Origin of the sequence: Streptomyces flavusporus, from assembly GCF_046267975.1 — a bacterium.
Classification (GTDB): Bacteria; Actinomycetota; Actinomycetes; order Streptomycetales; family Streptomycetaceae; genus Streptomyces; species Streptomyces flavusporus.
This window is the reverse complement of record NZ_CP176503.1, coordinates 6435200-6448962: the sequence shown is the minus strand read 5'-3', so window position 1 is coordinate 6448962 and position 13763 is coordinate 6435200. Positions and strand designations below refer to the sequence as shown.

16 protein-coding genes are annotated in these 13763 nt (G+C 70.8%); 7 read left to right on the top strand and 9 right to left on the bottom strand.

Going from position 1 to position 13763, the window contains the following annotated elements:
• Positions 1–19 precede the first annotated feature (19 nt).
• From ACKTSN_RS30480 to ACKTSN_RS30460, 5 genes are all read right to left on the bottom strand, one after another.
• Entirely contained in the window at positions 20–298 is a 279-nt protein-coding gene (locus tag ACKTSN_RS30480) for a hypothetical protein (protein ID WP_409472041.1), read from the bottom strand.
• Between the two features lie 149 nt (positions 299–447).
• Positions 448–726 carry a hypothetical protein gene (locus ACKTSN_RS30475; RefSeq protein ID WP_409472040.1) on the bottom strand — a complete coding sequence of 93 codons (279 nt, stop codon included), beginning with the start codon at positions 724–726 and terminating at the stop codon, positions 448–450.
• A 153-nt stretch (positions 727–879) separates the two neighbouring features.
• The gene (locus ACKTSN_RS30470) at positions 880–1149 is read right to left on the bottom strand and encodes a hypothetical protein (protein WP_409472039.1); all 270 of its coding nucleotides are present in this window, start codon (positions 1147–1149) and stop codon (positions 880–882) included.
• 149 nt (positions 1150–1298) lie between these two features.
• On the bottom strand, positions 1299–1580 hold the full coding sequence (locus tag ACKTSN_RS30465; protein ID WP_409472038.1) for a hypothetical protein: 282 nt from the start codon (positions 1578–1580) through the stop codon (positions 1299–1301).
• Between the two features lie 223 nt (positions 1581–1803).
• On the bottom strand, positions 1804–2073 hold the full coding sequence (locus ACKTSN_RS30460) for a hypothetical protein (RefSeq protein WP_409472037.1): 270 nt from the start codon (positions 2071–2073) through the stop codon (positions 1804–1806).
• Positions 2074–2479: 406 nt separating this feature from the next.
• Here ACKTSN_RS30460 and ACKTSN_RS30455 point away from each other — a divergent pair, with 406 nt between their 5' ends.
• A complete protein-coding gene (locus ACKTSN_RS30455) occupies positions 2480–2737 on the top strand; it encodes a chaplin (RefSeq protein ID WP_409472036.1) in 258 nt (85 codons plus the stop codon).
• 132 nt (positions 2738–2869) lie between these two features.
• Here the strand turns inward: ACKTSN_RS30455 and ACKTSN_RS30450 are convergent, their stop codons facing one another.
• The 4 genes from ACKTSN_RS30450 to ACKTSN_RS30435 form a co-directional block, all read right to left on the bottom strand.
• Positions 2870–3736 (bottom strand): tyrosinase family protein, encoded by an 867-nt coding sequence (locus tag ACKTSN_RS30450; protein WP_409472035.1) that lies wholly within the window; start codon positions 3734–3736, stop codon positions 2870–2872.
• On the bottom strand, positions 3720–4229 hold the full coding sequence (locus tag ACKTSN_RS30445) for a tyrosinase family oxidase copper chaperone (protein WP_409472034.1): 510 nt from the start codon (positions 4227–4229) through the stop codon (positions 3720–3722). Before ACKTSN_RS30445 ends, ACKTSN_RS30450 begins: the two co-directional genes overlap by 17 nt.
• Before the next feature lie 181 nt (positions 4230–4410).
• Positions 4411–5001, bottom strand: a complete 591-nt coding sequence (locus tag ACKTSN_RS30440) for a hypothetical protein (protein ID WP_409472033.1) — start codon at positions 4999–5001, stop codon at positions 4411–4413.
• A gap of 147 nt (positions 5002–5148) precedes the next feature.
• The gene (locus ACKTSN_RS30435) at positions 5149–5793 is read right to left on the bottom strand and encodes a hypothetical protein (RefSeq protein WP_409472032.1); all 645 of its coding nucleotides are present in this window, start codon (positions 5791–5793) and stop codon (positions 5149–5151) included.
• Between the two features lie 353 nt (positions 5794–6146).
• On the opposite strand from ACKTSN_RS30435, the gene ACKTSN_RS30430 reads away from it, so the two are divergent.
• Genes ACKTSN_RS30430 through ACKTSN_RS30405 form a run of 6 tightly spaced genes read left to right on the top strand, consistent with a single transcriptional unit; the run spans position 6147 to position 13763 of the window.
• Positions 6147–7223, top strand: coding sequence for a DUF3344 domain-containing protein (locus tag ACKTSN_RS30430; protein ID WP_409472031.1), 1077 nt, complete (start codon positions 6147–6149; stop codon positions 7221–7223).
• 50 nt (positions 7224–7273) lie between these two features.
• Positions 7274–8563 carry a glycosyltransferase family 4 protein gene (locus ACKTSN_RS30425; RefSeq protein WP_409472030.1) on the top strand — a complete coding sequence of 430 codons (1290 nt, stop codon included), beginning with the start codon at positions 7274–7276 and terminating at the stop codon, positions 8561–8563.
• Positions 8560–9987, top strand: coding sequence for an exopolysaccharide biosynthesis polyprenyl glycosylphosphotransferase (locus ACKTSN_RS30420; protein ID WP_409472029.1), 1428 nt, complete (start codon positions 8560–8562; stop codon positions 9985–9987). Before ACKTSN_RS30425 ends, ACKTSN_RS30420 begins: the two co-directional genes overlap by 4 nt.
• 5 nt (positions 9988–9992) lie before the next feature.
• On the top strand, positions 9993–11336 hold the full coding sequence (locus ACKTSN_RS30415; protein ID WP_409472028.1) for an O-antigen ligase family protein: 1344 nt from the start codon (positions 9993–9995) through the stop codon (positions 11334–11336).
• Complete coding sequence (locus tag ACKTSN_RS30410) at positions 11333–13015, top strand: lipid II flippase MurJ (protein WP_409472027.1); 1683 nt, start codon at positions 11333–11335, stop codon at positions 13013–13015. The genes ACKTSN_RS30415 and ACKTSN_RS30410 overlap by 4 nt, the downstream gene beginning before the upstream one ends.
• Entirely contained in the window at positions 12999–13763 is a 765-nt protein-coding gene (locus ACKTSN_RS30405; protein ID WP_409472026.1) for a polysaccharide deacetylase family protein, read from the top strand. Before ACKTSN_RS30410 ends, ACKTSN_RS30405 begins: the two co-directional genes overlap by 17 nt.

The following is a 13763-nucleotide window of genomic DNA, read 5'->3' as shown; positions in this document are numbered from 1 at the left end:
CGGCTGCCTCGGTTCGAGGTCAGGACTTCTTGTCAGGGACGACGACGTTGCTGGTGCAGGTGACCTGGTTCTCCGAAGTGGAGCAAGTCTGCGTCGACTCGTTGACGAGTTCGACGTTTCCGAGCTTGTCGGTGGTGAACCGGTGCTTGGTCGTCTGCACGCAGCGAATGTGACCCTTGCCGTCGTTGACGCACCTGCCGGGGCCTTCAACCGGGGAGGCCTGAACGGCTCCCACACTGATCACAGCGAAGCCGCCCAGCAGTCCCGCCACCGCTGCGATCTTCTTCGAATTGAACATCTACCTTTTCCTTTTACGGTCGCCTCCCCGCCACTGGACGGCGGAGGCGTTCCGGACGCTTGGGCCAGCAGAAAAGCCAGACGGCAGACCCCGGGGCTCGAACACCTGAGCGCGAGCCCCGAGACCTGCCTGGATCAGCTGATCAGCGATCAGCCCTTGCCGCCGCCAAGAACGAAGGCCTGGCTGCACTCCTGAGACTTCTTCTCGCTGTTGTCCTGCTGCGAGAAGCCGAGGAGGCCGACCGAGACGTTGACGTCGTCAATGTTGATGAGCCCGTAGGCCGATTCGTTCGCCTCGCACGACTGGGTCTGCTTGTTCTCGAGCTTGACCTTCTCGTCCCCGTCCGAAGCCTGGCCGATGCCAGCGCCCATGAAGCTGACGCTGCCGAGCATGGCCACGACGACTGCGGCCTTCTGGTACTTGCGCATTACCTCTCCGTTTCTCGAGAGACACAGCTCGCAACGAGCTGGTCACTGACAGTCGCCAACTGTAGGCGACTTTTTCTGCCTTTTGCGTGCGAAACGCCCCAATTGCATTGGCTTCTTGACGAAAGGCTTGGGCCGCCGGAGGCGTCAGGACCACTAGCCGGGGATCACGGTGCTGTCGATGCAGGTGACCTGGCTGCTCGAAGCGGAGCAAGCCTGCGTTGACTTGTTGACGAGTTCGACGTTTCCGAGCTTGTCGGTGGTGAACCGGTGCTTGGTCGTCTGCACGCAGCGAATGTGACCCTTGCCGTCGTTGACGCACCTGCCGGGGCCTTCAACCGGGGAGGCCTGAACGGCTCCCACACTGATCACAGCGAAGCCGCCCAGCAGTCCCGCCACCGCTGCGATCTTCTTCGAATTGAACATCTACCTTTTCCTTTTACGGTCGCCTCCCCGCCACTGGACGGCGGAGGCGTTCCGGACGCTTGGGCCAGCAGAAAAGCCAGACGGCAGACCCCGGGGCTCGAACACCTGAGCGCGAGCCCCGAGACCTGCCTGGATCAGCTGATCAGCGATCAGCCCTTGCCGCCGCCAAGAACGAGGGCCTGGCTGCACTCCTGAGACTTCTTCTCGCTGTTGTCCTGCTGCGAGAAGCCGAGGAGGGCACCGACCCCAACGTTGACGTCGTCAATGTTGATGAGTCCGTAGGCCGATTCGTTCGCCTCGCACGACTGCTTCTGGTCGTTGGTGAGCTTGAACTTGTCGTCCCCGCCGTTAGCGTGGCCGACGCCGGCGCCCAGGAAGCTGACGCTGCCGAGCATGGCCACGACGACTGCGGCCTTCTGGTACTTGCGCATTACCTCTCCGTTTCTCGAGAGACACAGCCCGCAACGAGCTGGTCACTGACAGTCGCCAACTGTAGGCGTTATTTGTCGCTTTTGGCAGACAAAACGCCCAATCGCGCAAGTTTCTTGAAATGGCATGTTGGCCACCGCGCCGCCACACCTCTGCGTCAGGCGGCAGACCCCGGGGCCCGGACACATGATCCGAGCCCCGCCGCCTGCCTGGATCACCCAGCGATCACTTACCGAAGGAGTTGCCGCAGTGCTGGAACTCCTTGTCGCTGTTGTCCTGGTGGCTGAAGCCGATGAGGGCACCAGCGCTGATGGGGAGGACTTCATCGGCCTCAACGAGCCCCTGATACCAGTCGTTCTGCTCGCACGACACGAACTGCTTGTTGTCGAACTTGCCCTTGCCGTGCCCGTCGTCGGCGTGGCCGACGCCGACACCCAGGAAGCTGACGCTGCCGAGCATGGCCAGGACGACTGCGGCCTTCTGGTACTTGCGCATTGCCTCTCCGTTCTCGAGTAGACGCAGTCCGTGATGGACCGATCACCAACAGTTGCCAACTGTAGGCGACAGTTATGAGGATTTACACATGAAACGCCCAATGACATTACTTTCGTATGAAAAGCATGTTGTGACACCGGCGTGCGCGGTCGTACCGGGGTCACATCCAGCCAACTGCCTGTCGTGAAGGGAGTTCTGACAGCGAGCCAGGGACTTGCTCGACCGGACCACGTCCCGGGAAGCGTGGGCCGCCACGAGCGGAAACCGCAGCCCGTCCGGCGAAGCCCCTCTACAAACTGGGTGATCCCGTGAAGATCGCCGTGACCGCTCCGGGGCCGTCGCGTTGTAAGGGCAGCGCGGCCGCGTCTTCTGCCGCCGCGCTTGCCGATTCACTAAGGAGAACGTGATGTCTCGCATCGCGAAGGTTGGCGCTGTCGCTCTCGGCACGAGCGCCGTGGTGCTCAGCGGGGCCGGTCTCGCCGCGGCGGACGCCGGCGCAAAGGCCGCGGCGGTAGGCTCGCCCGGCATCCTGTCCGGCAACGTGGTCCAGGTTCCGATCCACGCGCCAATCAACGTGTGCGGAAACACCGTCACGGTGATCGGCGGGCTCAACGAGTCGGTCGGCAACTTCTGCAAGAACGAGAGCCACAAGAACAAGAAGTAACGACAGGACCCCGGCACGGCCACTGACGTCTTGTGACGTCTGTCGTCCTGACCTGAAAGCCCCGGCACCCTCCGGCGCCGGGGCTTTTCCCATGAACACGCATGACCCTGAGGCTGCTGACTTCGCGTCACCTCACGCGTACCGGTAGATCCGGCTGACGTCCTCCAGCTCGTGCGGCGTCACGTCCCAGGGCGGCAGCTTCTGGTGGCGTGCCACGATCCGGTTGTGCTGCTCGTCGCGAAGGCCCGGCGGGGTCGCGGGGAGGTAGCGGGCCCCGCGGTGCCGGCGCTGCCAGCGGTACCACTGCAGGTCGACGAAGGCGTGGTGCAGCCAGAAGACGGGGTCGTTGGCGGAGGCGCCGCCGAGCATGGACCCGCCGACCCAGCGGTGCACCCGGTTGTGGTTGCGCCAGGAGGCGCTGCCCCGGCCGGTGCCCCAGCCCTCCAGCTTGTTGCGGAAACCTCGGGTGACCGTCGAGTCCCAGGGCGCCACGTCGTAGGCGGGGTCCTTCAGTGCCCACTCCAGATCGCTCTTCGTGGGCAGGTCGATCGGGTTGCGGGAGCGGCCGAGGTCCCGGGTGAGGAACGCGCCCTCGGTCACACCGTGCTTGATGGTCCAGTTGCCCTCCCGATGGGCGAACGGGCCCGTCATCACCTGATGGTCGGAGCGGCGCCCGTTGCCGCCGAGGAGGTCCGCCGTCCAGGGTGCGGAGGTGGTCGTGCGGTCGCGTGTCCAGTCCCAGTACGGCACCGTCACCGACGAGTCGACCCGGCGCAGTGCGCCCTCCAGATCGAGCAGCAGCCGGCGGTGCCAGGGCAGGAAGGAGGGCGTCATGTGCGCGGCGCGCAGTGCGTGCTCGCCGTCGGCGGAGAAGTACGCGATATGCATCCGTACGAACTCGTCGTACTCGCCGCGCCGTTTGACCTCGAGCAGCGCATTGACGAACCGGCGCTTCTCGGCCCGGGTGAGCGTGCCGGCGTCTTTACGCACGTACGCCATGCCGGTCCCCCTTGTGCCGGTGTCCCGCATCGACCGGTCCCGGAGCCAGGTCACGCAGCTGTTGACCGGGGCCGAGTTCGTCGACGGCGGCGCGGGCGGCCTCGAGCGGTGTCCGGTACGAGCAGTAGTGGTCGACCATCGTCAGCCAGGTACCGTCGGCACGGCGCATCAGATGCAGCGGGCGGTCGTCCACGGTGACGTGCCACCGGTCGCCTTCCGCCGCGCCGCGCGCCGGGATCCGCACACCGCGGATGCGGCGGCCGCGGTACGTCTCGTCGAAGGTGGTGTCGTCGCCTGCGGCGTTCCCGGGGCCGGACAGGGGGCGCTGCGGGCGCAGGACGGCGACCACCGGGGCCGCCAGGGCGGCGGCGAGCGCGCAGGCGCGTAGACCACGCGCCACCGCCCGCCGTGTTCTGCCCGCCGGTGCCGACCGCGCCGGGTCCGGTGCTCCGTCCTCGGCGCCCACCGGTGCTCCGCCACTGCTGACGACCATGGTTCACTCCTCGTCCGGTTCGGTTGTCCGTAGCCGTAACCGAGGAACGTCCTGCGCCGTCACCGCCACACGGCCAGGACAGTGATCACCGGTGGCCGTCCCGGTGACCACGGGTGTGTGCACACGGAGAAACGGCCCTCGAACTCCACCGAGGGCCGGCTCCGCACGGCGGGTCTCCGCCCTACAGCCACAGGTTGCCGTGCACCGGCTTGGCCTCGTTCACTGCGGCCGCGGCCTCCCTCGCCGTGGGGATCAGCGAGTTGTGGCCCGACACGTCGAGGGGGACCCTGGTGGTCAGGCCGCCGCTGAGGTCGGTGCTCGCCAGGTCGCGGCTCGGGGCAGCAGGCGCCGGGGAGGGAGCACTCTGGGCAGCCGGCGCCTGGTACGAAACGGTCGGGCCGGCCAGCGCCGGGGCCGGAGCACTCTGGGCAGCCGGCGCCTGGGCCGGGGCACTCTGGGCAGCCGGCGCCTGGTACGAAACGGTCGGGCCAGTCGGCGCCGGGGCCGGGGCACTCTGGGCAGCCGGCGCCTGGTACGGAGCACTCTGCGTAGCAGGCGCCTGGTACGAAACGGTCGGGCCGGCCGGCGCCGGGGCCGGAGCACTCTGAGCGGCCGGCGCCTGGTACGGAGCGCTGGGGGCAGCCGGCGCCATGTCGGGGGAGCTGTGGCCGGTGGGCGCCTGGTACGGGGTGTTGTGGGCGTACGCAGGAGTGGCGGCACCGGCGGCGATCAAGGACCCGGCAACGACGGCGGCAGCCTTCAGGGACTTCATCGTGTTCCTTTCTTCGGCAACGCAGGTTGCCGGAGGGGATCTCTGTCGCCGTGCCTAACGAGCTGTGGCCTGGGCGGAAACCGGAGGTGCCGAAGATTGCAAGTCCTCATATGAGATCTCTGAAAGGCTGAGATCTCGCACGTGCGCTCACGGAACCGTCAACAGCACCGTCTGGGTCTGCGTCGAGGTGATGTCGGGGAGCGTGACGGCCGACGCCTCAGGCGCCGTCGTCGATGTCGACGTGCTGGGCAGCGGCGTCAGAATGGACAGGCCGGTGCCGAGCAGTCCGTCGACGAGGCGCCCCACCTCGTCCAGTAGGTCGTCGACCGACAGAAGCACCTCGCTTTCGTCATCGGAGGTGGTCGCCGCCTCCACAAGACTGTCGATGGCTTCCTCTAGGGCGTCCAGCTCGTCGCTCGTGAGGTCGGTGTCACTCGGCAGCACGCCCGTCGTCGGAGTCGAGGTCGCCGGAGCCTTGGCGGCCGCCTTGGCCAGGGCAGCCTTCGCGGCATCGCCCAGTTTCCTGGCCTTGGCGGCGGACAGTTGGCGGTCGTCCGCCTTGAGCGCGGCGTCCAGCAGGTCGGTGACCGGCGCGAACTCGCTGCCGAGGGCGTTGAGTTGCCTGACCTGCGCGTGCAGCGTGTCCGCGCCGGGGAGCCGCATATCGGGCGACGCCGTACGGTTGCGCTCGCGGGTCGAGTCGGCCGCCATGGCGACGGGGCCGGTGATCCCGACCAGGAGGGCGGCGCACAGTGTGCTGGACGCCATGCGCCGTGCGGGCAGAGCACGCATGGGGGGGTTCCTTTCGACGGGCGTTGGATCCTGAGCCCACCGTCAGATCACCCATGGCCTCCCGCAACCGATCATAGGCTTTTCACACTCCCGCGTTTCCCCCGGTTGCCACGTTCTGCCTGATCAGACGGTATGTCAGGCCGACTGCGCCCCGGCCCTCGTTCGGCGGAACGGCACCGGCCGTGCTCCTGGGAGTTGCGCCGCCAATGGCGTGATCCCGAGTGTCGCCTTTCACCATATTTGTCCGGTTAGCGACTAGAGTGACGCACCTCCCCGATACACCCTCTGGGCGGACACATCGCACTCGTGTCGCTGCTGCCACCGCCACCTGTTCCGAAAGGGCACCGACGGTCATGCGTCATTCCCTGGGTCCGCTGCTTCGCCATGCGACGGTCGGCGTTCTCGCCCTCGCCGCGATGTGGACACCCGGCAGCTCCCTGGCTGCCGCCCCCGCACCTGAGGCGGAGAGCCTCGCGTTCGCCCAGCGGTACCGCGCACACCAGCACGGCGGCATCGTGCGCGCGGCCAACTCCTCCATCACCTGCAGGCAGAGCACGGCACCTTCGTGCCCGGACGTGCAGGGGGGCAGGCAGGGGGCGAACGGCGACTTCGACATGTTCTACATCGACGTGGACCGCGACCCGAACACCTACAACTCCTCCCGCGCGGAGGTCCGCCTGCCCTCCGGCTCCCGAGTGACATACGCGCGCCTGTACTGGGGCGGAAACCTGCGCGTCGGCGAACAGAAGCCGCCGGAGGACAACGGACGCGTGCTGATCGCCGAACCCGGTGGTGAGTACCGGGAGCTCCTCGCGGACACGGTCGTCGGACACCGTGTGGCAGACGGCGCGGACGCCTTCCAGGCATCGGCGGACGTCACGGGGCTGGTGCGGGAGGGCGGGTCGGGCCTGTACACCGTGGCGCAGGTGAACGTGGCCATGGGCGGGTCGGCGGCCGGGGCGTGGGGCGGCTGGACGCTGGTGGTGGTGTACGAGAACGCGGCGGAGCCGCTGCGGCACCTCGCGGTCTGGGACGGCTTCGTGCCGCTGAAGTCCAGCTCGGGACAGGAGATCCAGCTGCGCGATCTGCGCTTCGCCGCAGGCGCCGGGGGCCGCTCGGGCCTGGTGGCGTACAACGGCGACCGCGGCACCACCGGCGACTCGCTCACCGTGACGAACGGGTCCGCCTCCATCGCCCTCGGCAACGACGCCAACCCCCAGGACGACGTCCTGAACTCCACCATCAGTGAACCCGGAGAGGGTGCGGCGCGGGTGCCCGCGCACGCCAACACCCTCGGCTACGACTCCGATGTGTTCGACCTCGGCAGAGTCCTGCAGAACGCCGGTGACCAGCTGACCTTCCGGCTCCAGTCCCAGCAGGACGCCGCGTGGGCCGGTGCGCTCTTCGTCGCTGTCGAGGCCCAGCAGTGACCCCGTTGCCGCCCGCCCCGAGCGCCGTCGTGAGCGAGGAAGCCGCGCATATGCACCTGTCACCCATCAGCCCTCGGCTGCGGGTTCTGCACCTCACCCAACCGGTCGACGGCGGGGTCGCGCGCGTGGTGACGGACCTGGTCCGGGCTCAGCTGGCGGACGGCCTGGACGTCACCGTGGCCTGCCCCGACAGCCCGCTCACCGGGCAACTGCGGGCGCTCGGCGCGCACGTACGGCACTGGCCCGCGACGCGGTCGCCGGGTCCGTCGCTCGTGCGGGAGGTACGGCACCTCGCACGGGTCATCCACGACGTACGCCCCCATCTCGTGCACGCACACAGCGCGAAGGCCGGGCTCGCCGGGCGGCTCGCGGTGCGCGGGCGGATTCCGACGGTCTTCCAGCCGCATGCCTGGTCGTTCGAGGCGGTCGGCGGGGGCACCGCGGCCCTGGCGCTCAAGTGGGAGCGATGGGGGGCGCGTTGGGCCGCGCGGTTGGTGTGTGTGAGCGAGGCGGAGCGCGCCACCGGCGTGCGCGCGGGGATCACCGGCCGGTGGACCGTCATCCCCAACGGCATCGATCCCGAGCGCTTCCACCCGGCCGACGCCGGCGCCGTGCGGGCCGGGCTCGCACCGCTCGCCGACGTCCCCCCGGCGGTACCGCTCGCGGTCTGCGTGGGGCGGCTGTGCCGGCAGAAGGGGCAGGACGTCCTGCTCCGGGCCTGGGACGCCGTCGTGCACCGGGTGCCCGACGCCCGCCTCGTCCTGGTCGGCGACGGGCCGGACCGCGAGCTGCTGCGTGAACGCGCCCCGGAGTCCGTGCTCTTCGCGGGAGCCGTCACCGACGCCTCCCCCTGGTACCAGGCCGCCGACCTCGTCGTCCTGCCGTCCCGCTGGGAGGGCATGGCGCTGGCCCCGCTGGAGGCGATGGCCTGTGGGCGGCCCGTGGTGGTCACAGATGTCGACGGCGCCCGCGAGAGCCTGCCACCCTCCTTCGCCGCCCGGTGCCTGGTCCCGCCGGAGAAACCGGCGGCACTGGCCGGGGCCGTCACTGAGCTGCTGCTCGACCCGCTGCTGCGCGCGTCGCTCGGCGAGGCCGGCCGCCGGCATGTGCTGTCCACCCACGGCGTGCGGCACACCGCCGAGGCGCTCGCGAACGTCTACCGCGACCTGCTCGGCACCTGGCCCGCCGCCCGAAGCACGCGCCCCTCCCATGCAGTCGAGCCCGCCGAAGCCCGCGGCGCTGAACACGGTCAGCCGCCCGGCACGGGCCGTAGCGCCGCGGCGAACCAGACAACACAGTGCGTCGAGCCCACCAAGCACAGGGAGTCCAGTCACTCGTGACCGCCGAACGTACCGTGCCCTCCCCCGGCCTGCCGCCACGGGACCACGGATTCTCACCAGTTTCGGTCCTGCCGCCGCGCGGCACCGCCACCGGTTTCCGGTTCCCCGTCCCGCGCCGTCCGGCCCGGTCGGCCTCACCGGTCCCGCTGCTCGTCGCGGACGGCGTCGCCGCCCTGTCGGGCACGCTGGCGCTCACCGAGGCCCAGCGCCATCCGCTGCTCGTCACCCTGCTGGTCGTCGCGTCGCTGCTGCTGCGTCCGCGCGACGGCCGGCCGCCGGTGCCGGTACTGCTGGAGGAACTGCCCGCCGTGTGCGGCCGCATCGCGGTGGCCTGGCTGGCGCTCTCGGCGCTCTGGGCGGCGTACCGGCCGGAGCACGCGTTGTCGGTCGGCACTGTACTGACGGGCCTGGCCCTGCAGGCGGCGGTCGGCTGTGCGCTGCGAGGGGCCGTGCACGGGCGGCGGCGCGCCGCACTGCTGCGCCACCCGCACACCGCGCTGGTGATCGGCCCGGTGGCGACCGCACAGCGCGTGGCCGCCGCCGTGCTGCGCCACCCACGGTGCGGTGTGCGGCCGGTGGGGATCGTCGCCGAGCAGCCGGACGGCACCGAGGGCCTGCCCGTGCTGACGACCGGCGAGGAGGTCGAGCGTGCGGTCATCCAGAACGGGGTGCGGGCGGTGCTGACCGTTCACCCCTCCGTACGCACCGAACAGGGGCCGCTGCTGCGGGCGCTGGCCGAGTCGGGCTGCGTGGTCTGGGAGGTCGACGCCGACTGCCCGTCGTACGCGTCGAAGGAGCGGCTGGCCGGGTTCTCCTGCAGGCGTCTGGACATGTCCCCGGTGCGCCGCGGCAGTGTGGGCAAGCGGGCGCTCGACATTCTTGTGTCGGGAACGCTGTTGCTGCTGGTCAGCCCGCTGCTCCTGGCGTGTGCGGTGGCGCTGCGGATCAGCGACGGGCCGGGCGTGGTGTTCCGGCAGGAACGTATCGGGAAGAACGGAAAGCCGTTCACGCTGCTGAAGTTCCGTACCCACCGACCGGTCGACGAGCACGAGTCGGCGACCCGGTGGAGCGTGGCGAACGAGATCGAGATGCGCTGGTTCTGCCGAACGCTGCGGCGCACCTCGCTCGACGAGCTGCTCCAGCTGTGGAACGTGCTCCGGGGCGACATGAGCCTGGTCGGGCCGCGGCCCGAACGCCCCTTCTTCGTCGCCCAGTTCAGCCAGACCTACCCCGGTTACGCGGTCCGCCACCGCATGCGGACCGGCGTCACCGGCCTCGCCCAGGTCCACGGGCTGCGCGGTGACACCTCGATCGAGGACCGCTGCCGGTTCGACAACGCCTACATCGACGACTGGTCGCTGTGGCAGGACATCTGCATCCTGCTGCGCACCGCGGCCACCCTGGTGCGCCCGACGGGGGGCTGAGAGACGTGAGCCACGCCCTGACATCGCTCCCCGGCCGAGCCGCCGCGCTGACGCCGGTCCTCCCCGTGGTGGCCGTGCCCGCGCTGCTGGCCCTGCCGCTGACGCCGGACGGCGCGGGGCCCGCCGACGTGGTCTCCGGGCTGGCGGTGGTGTACTGCGTGCTCCGTCTCCTGCGCGAGCGGCGGCGTCCGCTGTCGCCCGTCGCGGCCGTGGTGCTGGGCCTGCCGGTCGTGGGGCTCGCGCTCGCCGCGATGGGAGCGTCCTCGCCCCAGGCCGGGCTCACCGGCCTGGGGCGTTATCTGCAGATCTTCGTGCTCGTCCCGGCAGCCGTGCTGCTGCTGATCCGCGACCGGGCCGGGTGCCGGCTGGTGGCCTGGTCGTTCGTGGGGCTCGCGCTGTGGCAGGGGGCCGTGGGCGTGCACCAGTACGTCACCCGGACCGGCGCCTCCTACCAGGGCGAGAACATCCGGGCGGTCGGCACGTTCGGGCCGCATGACGTGATGAGCATGGCGATGGTCGTCTCGCTCGGCCTGGTGTGCGCGGCCGGGATCGCGCTGGGCCCGGCGTCCGTACGGCAGCGGGCAGCCGCCGCCGGGTGCGCGCTGGCCCTGCTGGCGCCGCTCGCGCTCTCCTTCAGCCGGGGCGCCTGGATCGCGACCGCCCTGGCGTGCGCCGTGCAGCTGGCGCTGACCGGACTGCGGCGCGCGCTGAAGGTGGCGGCGGCCGCGGTCGCCGCGGGCGTGATCCTGGTGGGCGGGTTCGGCGTCGGCACGGCGCTGCTGCAGCAGCGGATCGACAGCATCGCGCAGGTCACCGACGCCCCGGACCAGTCGGTCGTCGACCGGTACACCCTGTGGGGGTCCGCCACCGGTATGTGGCGCCAGCAGCCGCTGACCGGCGTCGGGATGAAGGGCTTTGCCGAGTACCGGGACCGGCACGCCACCCTGGCGCTGTCGGCGGGCAGCGAGATCGCGGGCGCGGGGACGGCGTACCAGCGGCAGCCGTTGCTGTCGCCGCACAATATGTACCTGCTGCTGCTGAGCGAGCAGGGCCTGGTCGGGCTGCTCGCGCTCGCCGGGAGCTGGCTGGCGCTGTTGGTGTGCGGGCTGCGGCGGCTTCGGCGCGCCCGCCGCCGGGGACCGGTACCCGACTGCGCGCTGGTCGCCTGCGGGCTGCTGGTCTGGCTGCTGACCGACTTCGTGTACGGGGACATCGGCGGCCCTTCGACCGTCCTGACCGCCGTGGCCCTGGGGCTCGTGGCGTGGTGGGCGCTGGCCGGGGACCAGCGGGTGGACGGCGTGCCACGGGGCGGGGTGCGCGAGCGCGTCGAGGAGGCCGTGGCGCGATGACGGTGACGCCCTCGCAGAGCCCCGGATCCGCAGCCGACGGCGCGGCGGCCGTACCCGCGGCGCGTGCCGCCGCCCTGTCCGGGGACGGCGCCGACCGTGCCTCGTCCTCCCGGAGGTTTCTCGCCCGGGCCGCGCTCGTCACGGCGTCGCTGTCCATCGCCGGCTCACTGCTCGGCCTGGTGCGCGACCAGGCGCTGGCGCGGCTGTTCGGTGCCGGGAGCGACACGGACGCCTTCCTGGTCGCGTGGACTGTGCCGGAGTTCGCCGCCACACTGCTCATCGAGGACGGGCTGGCGTTGGTGCTGATCCCGGCGTTCAGCATGGCTCTGGCCCGCCGCGCCCGGGGCGCCCCGGACGACCCCGTCCGCGCTCTGGTGGTCGCCACCCTTCCCCGCCTGTGCCTCGCACTCGCCGCCGTGGCCGCGTTGGTCGCAGGCGTTGCTCCCTACCTGGTCCAGGCCCTGGCGCCGGGCCTGCCCGACCCCCGCCTCGCCGCCGACTGCACCCGGCTCACGGCGACCTGCGTGCTGGCCTTCGGGCTCGCCGGGTACTGCAGCGCCGCCCTGCGGGCACACCGCCGCTTCCTCGCGCCCGCGGCGATCTACGTCGCCTACAACACCGGCATCATCGCCGCGATGTTCCTGCTCGGCGAACGCTGGGGGGTGCGCTCGGCGGCGATCGGGGTTGCGGCGGGCGGCTTTCTGATGGTTGCGGTGCAACTTCCGTCGCTGTGGCGGCAGTTGGCGTCGCGTATGTCGACCCCTGGCGGGGGCGGCGCCGGCGTCGAGGAGCGGCCGATGCAACTCGCCCTGATCGGCGCCGTACTCCTCTTCGCGCTGTGCCGCCAGTCGCAGGTACTCGTCGAACGCTTCCTCGCCTCCTCCCTGCCCGCCGGGGCCATCTCGCACCTGAACTACGCGCAGAAGGTCGCCCAGCTCCCGATGACGCTGTCGCTGATGCTGTGCACGGTGACCTTCCCGGTGGTGGCGCGGGCGCTCGCGGACGGCGACACCGCACGGGCCCGCAGCCGCGTGGAGCGGGATCTGGTGCTGGCCTCCTGTGTGGTGCTGCTGGGCATGTGCGCGGTGATCGCCTGTGCCCCGCAGATGATCGAACTGCTCTTCCAGCGCGGCGCGTTCACGGCGAGCGACACCGCGGCGACGGCGGCGGTCATGCGCGTGTACGCCCTCGGGCTGCTGGGCCAGACCCTGGTGGGCGCCCTGGTCCGCTCGTACTTCTCTGCGGGCCGGCCCAGCTGGTACCCCGTCGCCGTGATGACCGTGGGCATCGCCGTGACGTCCTCGATCGGCGCCGCGACCGTGCGTCCCTGGGGCGTGGAGGGGATCGCCGCCGCCAACGCCGTCGGCATCACCGTCACGGCCGCCCTGCTCCTCGCCGGCCTGCGCGCGGCCCGGCGCAGCAGCCCCCACACCGTCTCGATCCGCCTCCCGAAGGTCCTGGCCGAGCTGAGCAGGCCGGTGCTCGCCGCGGTCGCCGCCACCGCAGCCGGCGCGTTCGTCGCGAGCCGGTTCCAGTCCCCGGTGGCGGGCCTCGCGGCGGGCTGTCTGACCGTGACCGCCGTCTTCGTCCCGCTCATCTCGGCCCTAGGCCCTGTCGCATCCGCACTGCACTCCGTACGCACCGTCACACGAAGGCTCACACATGGCCGCTTCCACTGAATCCCTAGACACCGGCAGACTCCCCGCCCCGCGCCCCGGCCCGGTCCCGTGGGTGGCGATGTACCACTCGGTGGGCGACTGCACGGACGACCCCTACCGCATCACGGTCACGCCCGAGCGGCTCGACAGGCAGCTGGCCTGGCTGCACCGGCGCGGACTGCGCGGTGTGTCCGTGGCCGAGCTGCTCGCCGCCCGCGCCCGGGGCGGGCGGCGGGGACTGGTCGGGCTCACCTTCGACGACGGGTACGCCGACTTCGTCACCCACGCGCTGCCGCTGCTGCGCCGTTGGAACTTCGGGGCCACCCTCTTCGTACTGCCCGGACGACTCGGCGGCGACAACGCCTGGGACCCGCTCGGCCCGCGCAAGCCGCTGCTGACCGCGGACGGCATCCGGCGCGCGGCCGCCGAGGGCGTGGAGATCGGCTCGCACGGGCTGACCCACGTCGACCTCACCAAGGCGGACGACCTCACCCTGAAGACCGAGGTCGTCGAAAGTCGCGCGCTGATCACGGAGTTGACCGGCGCCCGGGTCGACGGCTTCTGCTACCCGTACGGCACGGTCGACGCCCGCGCCGTCGCGGCCGTACGGGAAGCGGGATACGCCTACGCCTGCGCCATCGACCCCGGCCCGCTGACCGGTCCGCACGCCCTGCCACGCGTGCACGTCGGCCAGAACGACACGGCCTGGCGTCTGCACCTCAAGCACCGGCTGCACCGGCTGCGCCGGCGTCCCGTGGAGGGCTTGTGA

Bases quoted from the DNA above. Each gene is read 5' to 3' on its own strand.
- ACKTSN_RS30480 (WP_409472041.1), bottom strand. From the start codon at position 298: ATGTTCAATTCGAAGAAGATCGCAGCGGTGGCGGGACTGCTGGGCGGC.
- ACKTSN_RS30475 (WP_409472040.1), bottom strand. From the start codon at position 726: ATGCGCAAGTACCAGAAGGCCGCAGTCGTCGTGGCCATGCTCGGCAGC.
- ACKTSN_RS30470 (WP_409472039.1), bottom strand. From the start codon at position 1,149: ATGTTCAATTCGAAGAAGATCGCAGCGGTGGCGGGACTGCTGGGCGGC.
- ACKTSN_RS30465 (WP_409472038.1), bottom strand. From the start codon at position 1,580: ATGCGCAAGTACCAGAAGGCCGCAGTCGTCGTGGCCATGCTCGGCAGC.
- ACKTSN_RS30460 (WP_409472037.1), bottom strand. From the start codon at position 2,073: ATGCGCAAGTACCAGAAGGCCGCAGTCGTCCTGGCCATGCTCGGCAGC.
- ACKTSN_RS30455 (WP_409472036.1), top strand. From the start codon at position 2,480: ATGTCTCGCATCGCGAAGGTTGGCGCTGTCGCTCTCGGCACGAGCGCC.
- ACKTSN_RS30450 (WP_409472035.1), bottom strand. From the start codon at position 3,736: ATGGCGTACGTGCGTAAAGACGCCGGCACGCTCACCCGGGCCGAGAAG.
- ACKTSN_RS30445 (WP_409472034.1), bottom strand. From the start codon at position 4,229: ATGGTCGTCAGCAGTGGCGGAGCACCGGTGGGCGCCGAGGACGGAGCA.
- ACKTSN_RS30440 (WP_409472033.1), bottom strand. From the start codon at position 5,001: ATGAAGTCCCTGAAGGCTGCCGCCGTCGTTGCCGGGTCCTTGATCGCC.
- ACKTSN_RS30435 (WP_409472032.1), bottom strand. From the start codon at position 5,793: ATGCGTGCTCTGCCCGCACGGCGCATGGCGTCCAGCACACTGTGCGCC.
- ACKTSN_RS30430 (WP_409472031.1), top strand. From the start codon at position 6,147: ATGCGTCATTCCCTGGGTCCGCTGCTTCGCCATGCGACGGTCGGCGTT.
- ACKTSN_RS30425 (WP_409472030.1), top strand. From the start codon at position 7,274: ATGCACCTGTCACCCATCAGCCCTCGGCTGCGGGTTCTGCACCTCACC.
- ACKTSN_RS30410 (WP_409472027.1), top strand. From the start codon at position 11,333: ATGACGGTGACGCCCTCGCAGAGCCCCGGATCCGCAGCCGACGGCGCG.
- ACKTSN_RS30405 (WP_409472026.1), top strand. From the start codon at position 12,999: ATGGCCGCTTCCACTGAATCCCTAGACACCGGCAGACTCCCCGCCCCG.